The organism is Kitasatospora sp. NPDC093806 (assembly GCF_040683335.1).
GTDB lineage: Bacteria > Actinomycetota > Actinomycetes > Streptomycetales > Streptomycetaceae > Kitasatospora.
In genome coordinates this window covers 350,846-366,101 of the sequence record NZ_JBFBDO010000001.1, presented here as the reverse complement: position 1 = coordinate 366,101, position 15,256 = coordinate 350,846, and the positions used below count along the sequence as shown (strand labels likewise).

At 71.5% G+C, this 15,256-nt stretch carries 19 protein-coding genes and 1 pseudogene; 15 read left to right on the top strand and 5 right to left on the bottom strand.

Annotation, left to right across the window (positions count from 1 at the left end):
- Positions 1–150 precede the first annotated feature (150 nt).
- From AB0N76_RS01580 to AB0N76_RS01570, 3 genes are all read left to right on the top strand, one after another.
- The gene (locus AB0N76_RS01580; RefSeq protein ID WP_363552062.1) at positions 151–696 is read left to right on the top strand and encodes a DUF4097 family beta strand repeat-containing protein; all 546 of its coding nucleotides are present in this window, start codon (positions 151–153) and stop codon (positions 694–696) included.
- Between the two features lie 90 nt (positions 697–786).
- On the top strand, positions 787–1,566 hold the full coding sequence (locus tag AB0N76_RS01575; RefSeq protein ID WP_363552064.1) for an ABC transporter ATP-binding protein: 780 nt from the start codon (positions 787–789) through the stop codon (positions 1,564–1,566).
- Complete coding sequence (locus AB0N76_RS01570) at positions 1,560–4,067, top strand: FtsX-like permease family protein (protein ID WP_363552066.1); 2,508 nt, start codon at positions 1,560–1,562, stop codon at positions 4,065–4,067. Before AB0N76_RS01575 ends, AB0N76_RS01570 begins: the two co-directional genes overlap by 7 nt.
- A gap of 192 nt (positions 4,068–4,259) precedes the next feature.
- On the opposite strand, the gene AB0N76_RS01565 is transcribed toward AB0N76_RS01570, so the two are convergent.
- Positions 4,260–4,763 (bottom strand): N-acetyltransferase, encoded by a 504-nt coding sequence (locus AB0N76_RS01565; protein ID WP_363552068.1) that lies wholly within the window; start codon positions 4,761–4,763, stop codon positions 4,260–4,262.
- A 346-nt stretch (positions 4,764–5,109) separates the two neighbouring features.
- On the opposite strand from AB0N76_RS01565, the gene AB0N76_RS01560 reads away from it, so the two are divergent.
- Positions 5,110–5,796, top strand: a complete 687-nt coding sequence (locus tag AB0N76_RS01560) for a hypothetical protein (RefSeq protein ID WP_363552070.1) — start codon at positions 5,110–5,112, stop codon at positions 5,794–5,796.
- Positions 5,797–6,378: 582 nt separating this feature from the next.
- Here AB0N76_RS01560 and AB0N76_RS01555 read toward each other — a convergent pair.
- Positions 6,379–6,831 carry a MarR family winged helix-turn-helix transcriptional regulator gene (locus AB0N76_RS01555; RefSeq protein WP_363552072.1) on the bottom strand — a complete coding sequence of 151 codons (453 nt, stop codon included), beginning with the start codon at positions 6,829–6,831 and terminating at the stop codon, positions 6,379–6,381.
- A 59-nt stretch (positions 6,832–6,890) separates the two neighbouring features.
- Here AB0N76_RS01555 and AB0N76_RS01550 point away from each other — a divergent pair, with 59 nt between their 5' ends.
- A complete protein-coding gene (locus tag AB0N76_RS01550; RefSeq protein ID WP_363552074.1) occupies positions 6,891–7,313 on the top strand; it encodes a hypothetical protein in 423 nt (140 codons plus the stop codon).
- 92 nt (positions 7,314–7,405) lie between these two features.
- Positions 7,406–7,789 carry a hypothetical protein gene (locus AB0N76_RS01545; protein ID WP_363552076.1) on the top strand — a complete coding sequence of 128 codons (384 nt, stop codon included), beginning with the start codon at positions 7,406–7,408 and terminating at the stop codon, positions 7,787–7,789.
- An 18-nt stretch (positions 7,790–7,807) separates the two neighbouring features.
- Here AB0N76_RS01545 and AB0N76_RS01540 read toward each other — a convergent pair.
- Positions 7,808–8,240 (bottom strand): annotated as a pseudogene (locus tag AB0N76_RS01540) (hypothetical protein).
- A 301-nt stretch (positions 8,241–8,541) separates the two neighbouring features.
- On the opposite strand from AB0N76_RS01540, the gene AB0N76_RS01535 reads away from it, so the two are divergent.
- The 5 genes from AB0N76_RS01535 to AB0N76_RS01515 all read left to right on the top strand — a co-directional run bounded on the left by AB0N76_RS01535 (position 8,542) and on the right by AB0N76_RS01515 (position 10,919).
- Complete coding sequence (locus AB0N76_RS01535) at positions 8,542–8,733, top strand: hypothetical protein (RefSeq protein WP_363552078.1); 192 nt, start codon at positions 8,542–8,544, stop codon at positions 8,731–8,733.
- Positions 8,717–9,244, top strand: coding sequence for a DUF6879 family protein (locus AB0N76_RS01530; RefSeq protein ID WP_363552080.1), 528 nt, complete (start codon positions 8,717–8,719; stop codon positions 9,242–9,244). Before AB0N76_RS01535 ends, AB0N76_RS01530 begins: the two co-directional genes overlap by 17 nt.
- Entirely contained in the window at positions 9,241–10,074 is an 834-nt protein-coding gene (locus tag AB0N76_RS01525; RefSeq protein WP_363552082.1) for a helix-turn-helix transcriptional regulator, read from the top strand. The genes AB0N76_RS01530 and AB0N76_RS01525 overlap by 4 nt, the downstream gene beginning before the upstream one ends.
- An 82-nt stretch (positions 10,075–10,156) precedes the next feature.
- On the top strand, positions 10,157–10,396 hold the full coding sequence (locus tag AB0N76_RS01520) for a DUF397 domain-containing protein (protein ID WP_363552084.1): 240 nt from the start codon (positions 10,157–10,159) through the stop codon (positions 10,394–10,396).
- Positions 10,397–10,478: 82 nt separating this feature from the next.
- Positions 10,479–10,919: a hypothetical protein gene (locus AB0N76_RS01515; protein WP_363552086.1), complete on the top strand. Its 441-nt coding sequence runs from the start codon at positions 10,479–10,481 to the stop codon at positions 10,917–10,919.
- Between the two features lie 110 nt (positions 10,920–11,029).
- Here AB0N76_RS01515 and AB0N76_RS01510 read toward each other — a convergent pair whose 3' ends face one another.
- Together AB0N76_RS01510 and AB0N76_RS01505 are read right to left on the bottom strand one after the other, a co-directional pair.
- On the bottom strand, positions 11,030–11,545 hold the full coding sequence (locus tag AB0N76_RS01510; RefSeq protein ID WP_363552088.1) for a DUF6879 family protein: 516 nt from the start codon (positions 11,543–11,545) through the stop codon (positions 11,030–11,032).
- A 135-nt stretch (positions 11,546–11,680) separates the two neighbouring features.
- Positions 11,681–12,193, bottom strand: a complete 513-nt coding sequence (locus AB0N76_RS01505; RefSeq protein ID WP_363552090.1) for a winged helix-turn-helix domain-containing protein — start codon at positions 12,191–12,193, stop codon at positions 11,681–11,683.
- A 57-nt stretch (positions 12,194–12,250) separates the two neighbouring features.
- On the opposite strand from AB0N76_RS01505, the gene AB0N76_RS01500 reads away from it, so the two are divergent.
- The 4 genes from AB0N76_RS01500 (at position 12,251) to AB0N76_RS01485 (ending at position 15,224) form a co-directional block, all read left to right on the top strand.
- Positions 12,251–13,162, top strand: a complete 912-nt coding sequence (locus tag AB0N76_RS01500; RefSeq protein WP_363552092.1) for a S41 family peptidase — start codon at positions 12,251–12,253, stop codon at positions 13,160–13,162.
- A 66-nt stretch (positions 13,163–13,228) separates the two neighbouring features.
- A complete protein-coding gene (locus AB0N76_RS01495) occupies positions 13,229–13,855 on the top strand; it encodes a GDSL-type esterase/lipase family protein (protein WP_363552094.1) in 627 nt (208 codons plus the stop codon).
- 6 nt (positions 13,856–13,861) lie between these two features.
- Entirely contained in the window at positions 13,862–14,326 is a 465-nt protein-coding gene (locus tag AB0N76_RS01490) for a hypothetical protein (protein ID WP_363552096.1), read from the top strand.
- Positions 14,327–14,483: 157 nt separating this feature from the next.
- Positions 14,484–15,224, top strand: a complete 741-nt coding sequence (locus tag AB0N76_RS01485; RefSeq protein ID WP_363552098.1) for a hypothetical protein — start codon at positions 14,484–14,486, stop codon at positions 15,222–15,224.
- Positions 15,225–15,256 lie beyond the last annotated feature (32 nt).

The following is a 15,256-nucleotide window of genomic DNA, read 5'->3' as shown; positions in this document are numbered from 1 at the left end:
GTCGCCGCCGCCTGCTGGGGGATCGTCACGCTGCTCGCCGCCGACCGCGGCTACGCCGAGACGCTGCGCGCCGACGCCGCCGACAGCACCCTGCTGCGGATCTCCGCCGGCAGCGCCGGCGTCACCCTCATCCCCGGCGACGACTCGGTGGTGCGGGTCACGGCGACCGGCAGCTACCTCGGGACGGCGCCCCGGGTCGCGGTCGCCGCCGCCGACGGCGAGGTGACCGTCCACGCGGAGTGCGGCACCGAGTGCTCGCTCCAGCTGCGGGTCACCGTGCCGGCCGGGCTGGCCGCCACCGTCGACTCCGTCAGCGGCGAGATCACGGCCGCCGGGCTCGGCGGGCCGCTGGACGTGACCAGCCGCACCGGCCCGATCCGGGTCCTCGGCTCGGCCGGTCCGCTGACGCTGCGCAACGACTCGGGCGAGGTGACGGTGACCGACAGCCGCTCGCCCAGTGCCCGGATCACCACCGGGTCGGGCGGCGTCCGGGCCGCCTTCGCCGCGCCCCCGGCCGGCGTCGAGATCACCACCGGCGACGGCGGGGCCGACCTGTCGGTGCCGGGCGGCGCCGAGTACTCGATCGAGGCCCGCAGCGCGGGCGGCGCTCCCCCGCAGGTGACCCTCCCGCTCGGCCGCGACGCGACCCGCACCCTCACCGTCCGCACCGGCAACGGCGGCATCGTCATCCACTAGCCATCGCCGTTGGGGTGTAGTGGACTACACCTGAAAGAGCGAAGTGCACTTCATTGTCCGGCCACCGGGCCGGCCGATGTACTTGCTGCCATGAGCACCGCAGCCCGAGGCACGGATTTCGCCGTCGAACTCCGCTCCGTCTCCAAGACCTACCGCTCCGGCCCCGAGCCCGTCGTCGGCCTCGACGAGGTGAGCCTCGGCTTCCCGTTCGGCACCTTCACGGCCGTCATGGGCCCGTCCGGCTCGGGCAAGTCCACCCTGCTGCGCGCGGCGGCCGGGCTGGAGGGCATCGACGGCGGGCGGGTCCTGGTCGACGGCACCGAGCTCGGCGGTCTCAAGGACAGGGACCTCACGGTGCTCCGCCGGGAGCGGATCGGTTTCGTCTTCCAGTCCTTCAACCTGCTCCCCTCCCTCACCGCCGCGCAGAACGTCGCGCTGCCGCCGAAGCTGGCGGGCCGGCGTCCGGCGAAGGGCGAGGTACTGGCGGCGCTGGCCTCGGTCGGCCTGGCCGAGCGGGCCGGTCACCGGCCGGGCGAGCTGTCCGGCGGGCAGCAGCAGCGGGTGGCGATAGCGCGTGCGCTGATCAGCCGTCCGGCGGTGGTCCTCGCCGACGAGCCGACCGGCGCGCTGGACACCAGGAGCGGCCGCGAGGTGCTCGCCCTGCTCCGCGGCCTGGCGGACGACGCCGGGCGGGCGGTCGTCATGGTCACCCACGACCCGGTCGCCGCCTCGTACGCGGACCGCGTGGTCTTCCTGACCGACGGCCGCCTCGCCGGTTCGCTCGACCACCCGACGGCCGACCGGATCGCCACCCGGATGGCGAGCCTGGAGTCGGGCTTGGAGCCGGACCTGGAGGTACTGGGATGCTGACCGTCGCCCTCTCCACCCTCCGGATTCGCTGGACGTCCTTCGTCGGTACCTTCGTCGCGCTCGCCCTCGGCGTCGGCCTGATGGCGACGGCGCTCCTGGTGATCGGCGCCACCGCCGGGGTCGCCGACCAGGCGCGGCAGCGCTGGTCCGGCGCGCCCGCCGTGGTCGTGCCGGACAGCGGCATCGACCTCACCGACGACTCCGGCCAGGTCCAGCACGCCGCGGTCGTCCAGCAGCCGGGCCTGACCGCCGAGGTGGTCGCCGCGGTCGCCCGGACGGGTCGGGTGATCGAGGACCACACCTTCTACGCCCAGCTCGCCGGGGGTCCGTCCGACCAGGTCGGGCGCGGCTGGTCGACCGCCGAGGCGGGCGGCTACGAGCTGGCCGCGGGAGCGGCTCCAGTGGCTGCCGGGCAGGTCGTGGTCGGCGGTGGGGACGCCGGGCTGATCGGGCGCACCCTGCCGCTGCTGACGGCCGCCGGGCCCCGAACAGTGACCGTCACCGGGGTCACCGGGCAGGTGCCGTTCGAGCACGCGGTGTTCTTCACCGACGCCGAGGCGGCCCGGATCTCCCCGGCCGTCGACGCGCTGGCCGCGTACGGCCCGGCCGACGCCGTCCGCCGGGCGGCCGCCGAGGCGGGCGGGGCGGGTGTCGCCCGCGCCCTCGTCCTGACGGGCAAGGAGCGCGCCGCCGCCGACCCGCATCACGCCTTCCTGCTGAGCCGAATGGACAACGTGGACACCCCGCTGGGGCTGGCCGCCGGGGTGGCCGGCTTCGTCGCGGTCTTCGTGGTCGCGGGGACCTTCGCGCTCTCGATCGCCCAGCGCCGGCGGGAGTTGGCGCTGCTCCGGCTGATCGGCTCGACCCGGCGGCAGCTGCGGCGGCTGATCTACGCGGAGGCGGTGCTGGTGGGCGTGCTCGCCTCGGTGGCGGGCTGCGCGCTCGGGGTGGTCGGGGCACCGCTCTGCCGGGGCTGGCTGGTCGACCACGGGGTCGTCGGCGCGGACTTCGCCGTGCCGATCGCCGGCTGGGCGCTGTTCGCGGCGGCCGCGATCGGGTTGGTGACCGCGGTCGTCGGGGTCGTCGTCTCCTCGGTGCGGGCCGGGCTGATCAGCCCGGGCGAGGCCCTGCGCGAGGCGGGCGTGGAGCGCAGGCCGAAGGCGGCCGACCGGGTCCGCTGGGTGGTCGGCGGGCTCACGCTGGCGGCGGGCGTCGTGGCGGTCGGCGGCACCGCGACCGTGCAGCCGGAGGCCGGTTCCAACGCCGCTGCCTCGGCCTCCCTGATCCTGGTGATCGTCGGCGCCTGCGTCACCCTGGCGGGCGTCCTCGCCCGGCCGGTCATCCGGGCCGTCACCGCTCTGCCCGCTCTGTCCGACAGCGCGGTCTGGTCGACGGCACGGCAGGGCGCGCTCACCGCGTTCCGCCGGACGGCGGCGACGACGACCCCGGTGGTCATCGTCGTCAGCCTGGCGGGGTGCCTGCTGGGCAGCATCGGCACCATCAACGCGGCGCAGGTGAGCGCGGTCGGGCGGCAACTGTCCCGGGCCGACTGGGTGATCTCCCCGGCGGGGACGCCGGGGCTCAACCGGACCCTGGTCGACCGAGTGCGCGCTGTTTCTTCCGTGACAGCCGTCGCCTCCACCCCGACCACGGTGTACGCGGAGGAGCAGGGGCCGAGCACTTTCCAGCTCCAGGCAGCAGCGGTCGACTCCGCATCGCTTGCCGACGTCGCCGAACTCCCCGTCATCAGCGGCTCCGTCTCCGACCTTCGCCCCGGCTCGATCGTCGTCAACACCATCTGGCCGGGCAACCCGCACGCCGGAGACACCGTGGCCGCCTGGCTCGCCGACGGCACGCCGAAGCACTTCACGGTCGCGGCGGTACTCCAGGCGGGAGCGGACAGCGTCCAGGCCTATCTGGACGCGACCGACGCCGGGACCACTGCCCTCCCGTCCCGCATCATCGTCCGCCTCGCGCCTGACGCCGACCGAGCAGCCACGGCTTCCGCCCTGGAATCCGCCGTCTCCGACCTGGGCGCCCGCATCAGCACCCCGGAGGAGATGTCGGCGGCAGCGACGGACGCCAACCAGGAGAGTTCGAAGAACGGCATGCTGATGATCCTCGGCCTGTCGATCCTCTATGCGATGGTCGCGCTGGCCAACACGCTCGTCATGACCCTCGGCGACCGCCGCCACGAAATCGCCATGCTCCGCCTGGCGGGTGCGACTCGCGGGCAGGTCCTGCGTGCGATCGCCGTGGAAACCCTGTTCTGTGTCGGCGCGGGCGCAATCGTCGGCGCGATCGCGTCGACGATCAGCATCGGCGGCTCCTGGGCGGCGCTGCGGCAGCTCGTCGGTCCGACGCCCGCCGTGGTGCCGTGGGCCGCCCTCGGCGAACTGCTGGCGGTCTGCGCGACCATCGGGCTCGTCGCCGCCGTGGTCCCGGCCGCCCTCGCCCTGCGGGGTGGGGACGGCCGCAGCAGCGTCCTCGCTGGTCAGTGAGGTATGCGCTGCCGGTTGTCGGGGTTGGTTTCGGGGCTGAACTGCCCGGCCTGGCGGGCGATCCAGGTGTACAACAGGGCCTCCGGGAACCACTCGGAACGGGATCGCACACCCGAGCTACCTGGAGACCCTGCTTCCACTGCGGAATCCACCGCAGTCACCCGATCGAGACGCCGTTCGATCGACAACCACTTACTTGCCGGAATACTCCGGCAGGGCGAGCCAGTCCGACCAGGAGATCTCGCGGCCGAGGAACCGCGGCTGCTCGAACGGCCAGTCGGCGGCGATCCACTGCGGCACCAGGGCGTCGAAGGCCTGCTCGACCTCGCTGCCGACCAGCTCGTCCACCACCCACCAGGAGATCTCACCGTCCGCGCCGGCCCTCTCCGGCGGGTCGATGTAGACGCAGCCGAGCAGAGCGGTCTCCGCCGCGTCGAACAGGGCGTAGTTGAAGGACTGGTGTGCGGCGATCTCCTTCTCGTGACGCAACAGGTCGACCCGGTCGGCCTCGTAGGTCATGGTGGCCGCGGGCCAGCCCCACGCCGGGCCGAACATGGCCCACAGCCGCTCCCGCGAACCCATCACAGCCGGATAGTCGAGCGGAGCGTCCGCCTCCCGGATCGGCCGCAGGTGATGGCCACCGCCCGGCAGCGGTACCAGGACGGGGTGGACGAAGTCATCAGGAAGCCAGCTCATAGCGCCCGACCGTAGCAGCGCACACCCATCCGCTCCCCTGGATTTCCCCCGCCTACCACCAGCCCCCGCCCCCACCACAACGCCGCCGCCACGACCAACACCCCCCACCACACAGGAAGTCGACCAACCCAACTCCCTCCCCAGCCCATCACCCCCAACTCCCCCGCTCCTCCCAACCGCACCCAATCCGCGCCCCACCATCCATCCCCGCCCCTCACTTGACCCAAATCAGGGACGCCAACCAGCTCGGAATCTGCCGAGTAGAGCAGTGCCCAATCACCCCCAGGGAGCCCACTGGTAGCGTGACCCCACCAGGTTTGAACATGTTCAATATTGGTGGAGTGGCATGGAAACCTTGAGCGTGAGCCGGCCGGTTCCGCGGGCGGGGCGGGTCCTGGCGGTGGCGGCGGCGCTGTGTGCCGCGCCGGCGCTGGTCTTGGGGGTTCTCTTCGTCGAATCGTTGATCGGCATTCCGCTGATCCTCGGTTCGCTCGCCGCCGCCGCACCGCTTCTCTCGCAGGATTGCACCGATTTCCGGCCGGCTTGCCTGGTGTTCGGCTGGGGACTGCTCGCCGTCTCGGTCCTCGGCGCCCCGCTCGGACTGATCGTGCTGACGCCCGCGAGCGTCGTCCTCCTCACCGCGGCGAGCCGCGCACGACCCGAACCCCGGCGCCTGCCACTCCTGCTCGGCGCCTTGGTCGCCACGGCCACCCTCGGCTCCGTCGCCTGGGCCGTCGGCGTCACCTGGATCGCCCCCTACTTCCGGGAACCGGACGCGTTCGTCGCCACCCTCCGGAAGGACAGCCCCCTCCTGGGAGCCGGCCCCCATCCGGAACTCCTCCTCGACGGCTCGGGCTTCGGCCACGGCGCCACCCGAGTCTCCATGCCGGAGGCCGACCGCGTACGACTCGTCGTCGCCTTCGACCCCCGCACCCCCGACGCCGATCTCGCCGTCCTGCGCCGCCTGATCACCGACCTGCCGGGCGTCACCGACGTCCGACTCTGCGACCCACCCGCCGGAAACTGCCGCTGACCATCGACCCCGATGACAACCACGCGAACCGCGCCCACACCCGGCACCCCACCCCTCCGCCAACCACCTCCACCGCACCCGCTCCGCCACCCCATCACTCCCCCATGAGGGACCACCGGACGGCAAGACCCGACCCCTGCCCCTGACCCCCGCAGCCCTCCACCCCCACCCGCACAGGAAGTCGGCCGATCCGACTTCCTATGCAGCCCAGCACCCCGCCCCTCACTTGACCCGGACCAGGGACGCCAACCAACTCGGGAACCGCCGAGAAGAGCAGCACCCAATCACCCCCAGGGATCCCACCACCCACCCCGACCGCGTCGAGCTCCACGAACCCGACGCCACCGGCCGCCTCCCCTCCGCCTCGCACCCCCGCGACCCTCGCTCCCCGCGAGAGGCCGGCCGACGGCAGAGCGCAGCCACTGCTCCGGAACCCCACAACGCCCCACCCCCACCACCCCGCCCGCACAGAAAGTCGGCCGGTCCGACTTCCTATGCGCCGCACCACCCCTCCCCACCCCTCAACTCTCAGACAGCCGACGGCGATCACCACCCCAGGCTCGCACGCCGGGGCGGCCGGCCTCAGTCGATCGTCGGCAAGCCCGCCTCGGCGCCCAGCAGGCCGAGCACACGGCGCAACGCCTCCCGCTCGGAGTCAGCCAACGAGGCGGTGAGTTCCTCGTCCAGCCGGTGCGCGAGCGCGGTGCAGTCGGCGAGCAACTCCCGCCCGGCGTCGGTCAGTGCCAGCACCTGACGCCGCCGGTCCGCCGGATCTCGCACCCGGTCCACCGCGCCGATCTGCTCCAGGTGGTCGGCCAGCGAGACGACCAGGCTGGGTGCCACCGCCATGATCCGGGCCAGCTCCAGCTGGGACGGCGGTGCGCCGGAGTCCAGCGCCACCATCAGGCCGACGTGTTTCGGCTTGAGCCCGAACTCCGCCAGCGCGGCGGTGAACCGCGCCGTGACGACACTGCCGAGCGTGCCGAGCCGGAAGACCACGGAGGCGGCAAGCGGTAGGGGGTTGACATCGTTCACACAACGAACGCTAGCATCCAATAACCATTCACACTTAGAACGATTCGAGGGCTCACTCAATGTCTCGTTCCATCGCCACCCCCGGCCGGGGCACCCGCGCCCTGGTGATCGCCAACGCGGCCGGCGCCGCCCTGTCCATGGCGTTCAGCGTCGCCGGCCTGCTCTCCCCGGAACTGGCCCTGCCCGGCGGCACCGACCCCGCCACCCCGCTCACCGACCTCTACGCCCAGGCCTACGCGGCCCGCGCCCTGCCACTCGGCGCCGCCCTGCTGTACCAACTACTGCTCAGCCGAACCGGCCGCGGCCTCACACCCCTCCTCCTGGTCAGCGGCGCGGTCCAACTCGCCGACGCGGCCATCGGCGCCGCGGCCCACAACCCGGGCATGACGGTCGGCGGCACCGCCCTCGCCGCCCTCCACTTCACCCTCGCCGCCCGCCTCCCCCGCCCCACCACCACCTCACCCTCACCCTCGCCCGCCTGACGAACACCCCCGCACAGGAAGTCGGCCGGTCCGACTTCCTGCGCACCCGCCACCCCTCGATCCGCACCAATACACGCCCGGAAGGAAGCCGTATGAGCGCGGAGAAGGACTACTCCAACTGCCAGATCTACGTCCGAGGCACCAGTCCACAGTTCCTCGCCGAGCTCATCGCCGTGATCCTCGGAGGCCAGGTCGACGATTACTACGGCGTCCGCGCGGAGGGAATGGACTTCGACACCCGCCCGAACCCGGACGCCGGACTCGCCGACGACTTCATCGGCTGGCCACTCAAGATCGACGCCGAAGCCGCCCCGGGCGGCCCCTCCCTCGTCGAACCGGTGTCCCGCCTCCTCACCGCCGCCTGGGCCCGCGGCTACGACGCCATCGCCTCCTGCGACTTCGAGGACGAACTCCCCGACGCCGGCGGCCTCCCCCGCTACGCGGCAACCGCCCCCATCGCGACCGTCATCGCATAACCGCGACCCGACCCGCGCCTAGAGCTCGTAATCCTCAGCCAGTTCCTCCCAGTGAATGCCACGAATCGCGAGATCTGCACCCTCACCCGACGGGACGTCCGGGCCAGGCTGGAACCAGGCCACCACAAGAGCGGAGCGGTGCAGCACCGGGTTGAGCTCGGCAGCAACCGCCGCTGAGCGAAAGTTGCCGATGCAGGTCACGGCAGGCAGGACCTCGACAGGGCCGAAACCACCGGCGGTCTGGTCCGGATACTCACGGGAAGGCGGAACAACGTGGACCGGCCCGGAAGGAAACGCGCTTTCGGCCTGCCGGTGGAGGCTACTGAGCTTCAGGTCGTTGATGAGCTTGCACGGATAGCCCTCCAACATCCCCCCGCAGGTCGAAGACATCCGCAGCTCCACGAGCTCGATCGAACGGCCGGAAAGCGAGGGTGATGTGACTCAGCGACATGCCGACACCCTACGCCCGTGATCCACTCCCGACAGGTGGCGTGCGACCGGAACCACGGCCACGAGGGCCCCGCCCCGCTCCCCCTCCGCACCCCTGCACAGGAAGTCGGCCGATCCGACTTCCTGTGCACCCCCGCCGCCCCCCGCTCTCCTCCGAGGGTGGGGCCGCCGGTGCGGCCGCCCCTCACCGCGCACCTGTTCGATGCCGAGCCGCTTTCCAGTAGCGGAAACACGAAGTTCTTGCCTGCGCCCCAACGGCCTCGGGACCATCGTCATGACACCGACCGAGTGCGGAGGCAGCAGTGCAGCTGACACGACTTGTGGGTTCCTGCGATGAGGGCGAGTGCCCGACGCTGTACCTGACCGACCGGGGCACGCTCGCCGTCCAGGGCGAGCGGGTGACCGAGCACCACATCCGGCTCCCGGCCCACGAGGCCCTGGTCGAGATCCCGGTCGAACTCATCCGAAAGGCGCTCCGTGACAACCTCATCTAGGACCCTCGGGGCCTGCTTCTCGACGTTCAGCCGCGAGGCGTTCCGGCTGGAGACCCTGGACGACTACAGCCGGTCCGGCGGCGTCGACGCCTACCAGGCCTTCCTCGCCGGTGAAGCGCAGCCGGCGGGCTACCGGACCGCCGGCTGGGTCACGACGGTCACCGACGCCACCGACGCCGGCAAGCGGATGTACCGGGTCCACATCCTCTCGCGCCCGCTCACCGACTACCTCCGGTTCGAGCTCACCTGGGGTTACCACCGCAACATGGCCGCCGGCGAGGAGTTCTTCATCCTCGACACCACCGACCAGGCCAACCCGATCCCGGAGGCCCCGGACTTCTGGCTGTTCGACGACGAGAACGTGGCGGCGATGAACTACGACGGCGACGGCACGTACCTCGGCACCGACTTCCTCACCACCGACCGCCTCGCCGAGTTCAAGGCGTACCGCGACACCGCCATGGCACACGCCGTACCGTTCCCGGCTTGGTGGGCCGAGTACGCCGCGTGAACAGAACGCAGCTCGGGACGGCGCTGCGGGCACTCCGGCAGGCTTCCGGCAAGGAAGCCAAGACCGTGGCCCGTGGCGCCGTCATGTCCGCGAGCAAGCTGAGCAAGATCGAGACCGGCAAGGCGCCACCCACCGTCGTGGACGTGGAACGCATCCTCACGGCCATAGGCGTGTCCGACGAGGTCAAGACCGAGTACATGGCGGCCGCGCGGGCAGAGGCCACGGAGGCGACGGCCTGGCGGCTGATCCGCCGCTTGGGGCACCACCGCAAGCAGCAGCAGATCAAAGCACTCGACGACACCACCGGACTGATTCGCGTATTCCAACCCTCCCTCGTCCCGGGTCTGTTGCAGACCCCGGAATACGTACGGGCCGTTTTCGGGAGAAGAGATCTCACCGAGGAACAACTGTCGCGGGCGGTCGCAGCCCGGCTCGCTAGGCAGCGGTCGCTCTACGACGCCACCAAGACGCTGCGATTCGTCATCACCGAGCCGGTTCTCCGGTGGCGCCTCGTGCCCGCCGCCATGATGGCCGGGCAGCTGGACCGGATCATCTCGGCTTCTCGCCTCTCCCACGTGGACATCCGGATCGTGCCGCTCTCCGCCCCGCAGACCGATGTTCCCGCGCACTCCTTCGTCATCCGGGACGACCGCATGGTCACGGTCGAAACGGTGCATGCCGAGCTGATGGTCACCGACCCACGAGACGTGGAGACATACATTCATAAGTACGACGGATTTGCAGCCGGAGCCCTGTCCGGTGACGAGATGCGTCGCGCGGTCGAAGGCATTCGGGACAAGTATTTGAGGGAACAGGAAAGCATCCCGTAACACCCCTCTCCTGCACTTACGTTGGGTGCCCGCCCGACGCCGGGAGTCACCGTGGCTACCGGCGATCCATAGGAGGTGGCACGTGCAGCAGAACGACCTGTACGAGATCGAGGTCCCGTCGGAGCTGACCGCCTACAAGGCGTGCGGCGGCAACCCGCAGTCGGAGCACGAGACCTGCGCGACCCTGCGCGAGGTGCCCGGCGTGGCCGGCGGGCTCTGGGTGATGGGCGACACCAAGCGCCCGGGCATCGAGCTGAGGTTCAGCACGGCCGAGTTGGCCGCCGCCGGCATCGAGCCTGCCCGGTTCGACACGGCTGTCTGACCCGATCCGCTCCCGCAGGATTCGGCCCCGCTCCCGAACCGATCGGGAGCGGGGCCGACCCATCCGCGAAGGGAGGGCGCGTATGGATCACTGGCACCGGCCCGAACTCCACTGGCACTGCTACACCTGGGTGGGCAGCAAGCGGCCCGAGGACATCGAACGACGACCGCCCGAGCCCCAGAATGGCAGACGGCCCGCCTGGAATAGTCCCACCCCACCCCTCGAAGTCATGCACTGGCTCGCCAAAACGGCCGCCCACATCAAGCTCACCACCGATGACCCGGCCGACGCCCTCACATGGCTGGGCAGGCAACTCGCCGACGCCCCCGCCTTGGACACCGACCTCGCCCCGGACCAGCGACAGGCCCACGCCCGGGACTTCCTCACCACCTACCCCCACGACGTCATGTGGACGTACTGGACGCCCGCCCGGCAACTCCGTTGTATCGCCGCCGTCTCCTGCCCCCGTACCCACAACCCCACCAGCGAGCCACCCCCACCCTGCCCATTGCGGCGGGGATGAACCCGGACTGGCCCGGCCGCGGCACATGCGCCCACCGGCCTCCTCCCGCACAGGAAGTCGGCCGATCCGACTTCCTGTGCGATCCGGCCGGAGCCGATCAGGTTCCAGCGTCACCCGTGGGCTTTCAGATAGTCGGCGAACGGCACCGCGTGGGCGAGTGCCAGCCGCCTCAACTCGCGGCACTCCTCCGCGTGGTGGTCGGCCAGTTCGCGGTTGATCTGGGTGCCGTCCGGGCGGAAGTTCAGCCGCACGACAGAGACGTCGTCGAACAGCCACCAGTCCTGGAGCGGGATGCCGTGGTCCTGCCCGGTGATGTCGAGGATCCGGATGTCCTCACCGGCGGCGATGTTGCCGGGGATGCCCCAGGCGAACTGGTAGCGCTGGTAGTCCGTCAACGGCTGCCGGACCACCCGGACGCGCCCGATGGTCCGGCCCGAGGAGACGAAACCCCGGACCCTCGCGTGCCAGGCCGCGTTGTGCTCCGCCGGCTTGGGCTCGCCCCGCAGGAACCGGGCGAGGTTCTCCGCCTCGCGCGGCATCGTGTAGACGGGCTGGGCTTCGAGCCGGAACGCGTCGCGCCGGTACCCGTCGAAGTGCCGACGCCAGGCGTCACCATCCAAGAGCACGGACCGCCTCCTCCTCCGGAGCGGCGAGGGCGGCGAACCGGCCGCCCGGCACCACGAAGGCTAGGGAGCTCCGAACCCACCGTCCACCCGAACCTCGAAGTGTTCCCGTTCCGGACCAAGGAGCGCCAACCGGCCCTACCCCCCAGCGTGCCGGTAGAGCGTCACCAGGATGCCGTGCACCGGTTCGCCCTCCGGGTCCTCCTCCGCCTCGTCGACGAGGGCGGCCAGGGCCCCGGCGAGGCGGGCCGCCTTGGCGGGGCTGAGGCGGAGGTGGCGCAGGGTCAGGAGGTGGTCGGCGGGCGAGCGGTCCAACTCCTGGGCCACGGCGCCGAAGAGTGCGGCCGTGCCCTCGGCCTGCGGTTCGTCGACGAGGAGTCGCTCGGCGGACCGCCGGTAGTACTTCTCGGTGCCGCCGCGCACCCGTCGTGTTCCCGCGTCCTGGATCAGCCCCGCCTCGCCCAGCACCCTGAGGTGGTGGGAGACGCTGCCCTTGTTCACTCCCAGCTGTGCGGCGAGCCGGCTGATCGTCGACGGCCGGGCGCTCAGGGCGAAGAGCAGGCGCTGGCGCAGGGGGTGGGCGAGTGCGGTGTGCTGCAGGGGCGCGCTGATTCGCTGGACGCCTTCGTCTTCATCCGGTTGATGGCTCACCAGATCAAGCGTTAAGTACGGTTGACGCTTTTGCAAGCCACTGATCTACTCCCTCCCATGATCCCCACCACATCGCCTGCCGCGCTGGACGCCACCGCCGTCGTCGAGTCGATCGCCGACCTGGTCCGCGAGAACTACGTCTTCCCCGACGCCGCCCGGCAACTGGCGGACCTGCTGCGGCGGCGGAGCGCCGACGGGGCCTACCCGGCCGAGTCCGCCGAGGGGTTGGCCGACGCGGTCACCTCCGACCTGCGGTCGGTCAACGGCGATCTGCACCTGGCCCTCAAGTACCACGCCGTGCCGGTGCCGCCCGAGCAGGGTGCGGCGGTGCTCGCCACGGCGCGGCGGCGGTTCGACGCCTCCCTGGGCGGTGTCCCGCGCGTGGAGCTCCTGGACGGCGGCGTCGCGGTCCTGGAGATCGGGCCCATGGTGTTCCCGCTGGACTGGGCGGCTCAGCCGCTGGCCGCGGCGCTCTCCCTGGTCGCGCCCGCCGACGCGCTCGTGCTGGACCTGCGCCGCAACGTCGGCGGCGATCCGAACACCGTCGCCTTCATCTGCGGCTACCTGCTCGACGGCCGCACGCACCTCAACACCATGCTCTCGCGGCAGGGCGAGGTGGCCGAGCAGTCCTGGACGCCCCCGTTCGTGCCGGGCGCCCGCTTCGGCGGTGACAAACCGCTCTACGTGCTGACCAGCGCGGACACCTTCTCCGCGGGCGAGGAGCTCGCCTACGACCTGCAGCAGCTCGGGCGCGCCGAGGTCGTCGGGGAGACCACCCGGGGCGGCGCCCACCCGCGCGAGGGCTGGACGGTGCACCCGCACCTGGAGCTCAGCGTGCCGGTCGCCCGCGCGGTCAACCCGGTCTCGGGCACCAACTGGGAGGGCACCGGCGTCCGGCCCGACGTGCCGTGCGACGCCGCGGCCGCGCTCGACCGCGCGGTGGCCCTGGCCGTGGCACGTCTGGCCTAGGGCGCGCCCTGTCCGCCCCTTGGGCGCACGCGTGCCGGGGCCCGGCCGATCGCTAGGGTCGGCCGAATGGTCGAGGACATGCGGATCTGCTTCATCGGTGACTCGTTCGTCCAGGGGGTCGGCGACCCGGAGTACCGGGGGTGGGTCGGACGGGTGCTGGAGGCCAGCGGCGGCGGCATCACGGCGTTCAACCTCGGCGTCCGGCGCAACACCTCCGAGGACGTCGCGGAGCGCTGGCGGCGGGAGGTGCTGCCGCGGACCGCGCCCGGGGCGGACAACCGGCTCGTCGTCTCCTTCGGGAGCAACGACGCCATCCTGGAGAACGGCGCGGTGCGCGTCGGCCCGGAGCGCTGCCTGGAGAACCTGGCCTCGATCCTGGACGAGAGCCTGGACGAGAGCCTGAGCCGCGCCGTCCTCCCGCTGGTGGTCGGCCCGCCGCCGGTCGTCGTCGCCGGGGACGGGCACCTGCGCCGCACCGCGGCGCTCGCCGAGGGGATGGCCGCCCTCTGCGCGTCGCGGCACGTCCCGTTCGTCGACACCACCCTGCGCCTGGCCGACGATCCCGTCTGGGTCCGCGAGGCCACGGCCGGCGACGGCGCGCACCCGGGCGCCGACGGCTACCGGCGGCTGGCCGACCTCGTTCTGGCCGGCCAGTGGCGGGACTGGATCGCCAACGGCCGGCTGACAGACTGAGGTCCCATGCCGAACCCGCTCGACGCCCCGGACGCCGTGGCCGCCGCCGCCGAACCGCTTGAGGAACTGCTCGACAGCGTCATCTTCGTGTCGTCCCTCGAACTGTTCTCCGTGGTCCCGGTGGCCGGCGTGGCCCCCGGTCCGGACCGGTTGGCGAACCTCGCCCAGGCCGTGTACGACGCGGGGCCCACCGGACACCGGGTGGGCTGGCCGGTCCGCCCGTTCGAGCCGCGGCGGACCTGGCGGGAGATCCTCCACCGACAGGTGACCGCACGCCTCACCGAACCCGACCAGGTCCGGCTGGCCGGCGAACTCACCGAGGGCATCGCCGACCTCATCGAGGCGCACCTGGGACCGGTCCGGAGCTTCTGCGACGTCAGCGACCCGCGCAGCGGCTACATCTGGTGGCGCAACCTGCTGCTGGTCACCGACGACTGGGCCACCATCCTGCACTTCGGGGTCTGCGACTGAGGCCCCACAGTGGTGACGTTCACCCCGTACGCACACTCTGGTGCCGCTGCCATGACTCTGACACCATCTCAGCCGAGATGATCACACAACTGCGCCGATGGCTCATCTCACCTGCGTCAATGCATCCGTAGAGCAGCGAGAGAATCCGAGGCCAACCATGAAGACCACGACCTTAAGGAACCGCGTCCCGCACCTGGTGATGGTCGTGCTGATGTTCCTGGGCATGATGACCGCCGCGAGCACGCAGGCCCAGGCGGCGGCGGCGCAGCAGGTCGCCGCCGCAGGCGCGACGATATGTTCCAACGCGCCCATCCCGACGGGCTGGGTGATCACCTGGTCCTACAGCAGCAGCAGCTGTCCCGGCACCGGCGTGGCCTACAACATCGCCGACACGAGCGGGCAGACCGCCATGGGCGGCGTCTGTTCCATGTCGCCCATCCCGGCGGGCTGGGTGATCACCTGGTCCTACAGCAGCAACACCTGCGCCGGCACCGGCGTCGCGTACAACATCAACAACACCGCCAACCAGACCAGCATGGGCGGCGTCTGCTCCATGTCCCCCATCCCCGCCGGATGGGTCATCACCTGGTCCTACAGCACCAACAGCTGCGCCGGCACCGGCGTCGCCTACACCATCAACAACACCGCCAACCAGACCAGCATGGGCGGCGTCTGCTCCATGTCCCCCATCCCGGCGGGCTGGGTGGTCACCTGGTCGTACAGCACCAACAGCTGCGCCGGCACCGGCGTCGCCTACAGCATCTACAAGCTCACCAACCAGACCACCGCCGAGGTGTGCTCCTTCTCCCCCATCCCCGCCGGGTGGGTCATCACGGACACGCACAGCAGCGGCAGCTGCTACGGCAGCGGCCGCGCGTACTACATCCGCAAGGCCTGACGGGCAGCCCGCACAGGAAGTCGGCCCGTCCG

Bases quoted from the DNA above. Each gene is read 5' to 3' on its own strand.
- AB0N76_RS01575 (WP_363552064.1), top strand. From the start codon at position 787: ATGAGCACCGCAGCCCGAGGCACGGATTTCGCCGTCGAACTCCGCTCC.
- AB0N76_RS01570 (WP_363552066.1), top strand. From the start codon at position 1,560: ATGCTGACCGTCGCCCTCTCCACCCTCCGGATTCGCTGGACGTCCTTC.
- AB0N76_RS01565 (WP_363552068.1), bottom strand. From the start codon at position 4,763: ATGAGCTGGCTTCCTGATGACTTCGTCCACCCCGTCCTGGTACCGCTG.
- AB0N76_RS01560 (WP_363552070.1), top strand. From the start codon at position 5,110: ATGGAAACCTTGAGCGTGAGCCGGCCGGTTCCGCGGGCGGGGCGGGTC.
- AB0N76_RS01550 (WP_363552074.1), top strand. From the start codon at position 6,891: ATGTCTCGTTCCATCGCCACCCCCGGCCGGGGCACCCGCGCCCTGGTG.
- AB0N76_RS01545 (WP_363552076.1), top strand. From the start codon at position 7,406: ATGAGCGCGGAGAAGGACTACTCCAACTGCCAGATCTACGTCCGAGGC.
- AB0N76_RS01515 (WP_363552086.1), top strand. From the start codon at position 10,479: ATGGATCACTGGCACCGGCCCGAACTCCACTGGCACTGCTACACCTGG.
- AB0N76_RS01500 (WP_363552092.1), top strand. From the start codon at position 12,251: ATGATCCCCACCACATCGCCTGCCGCGCTGGACGCCACCGCCGTCGTC.
- AB0N76_RS01495 (WP_363552094.1), top strand. From the start codon at position 13,229: ATGGTCGAGGACATGCGGATCTGCTTCATCGGTGACTCGTTCGTCCAG.
- AB0N76_RS01490 (WP_363552096.1), top strand. From the start codon at position 13,862: ATGCCGAACCCGCTCGACGCCCCGGACGCCGTGGCCGCCGCCGCCGAA.
- AB0N76_RS01485 (WP_363552098.1), top strand. From the start codon at position 14,484: ATGAAGACCACGACCTTAAGGAACCGCGTCCCGCACCTGGTGATGGTC.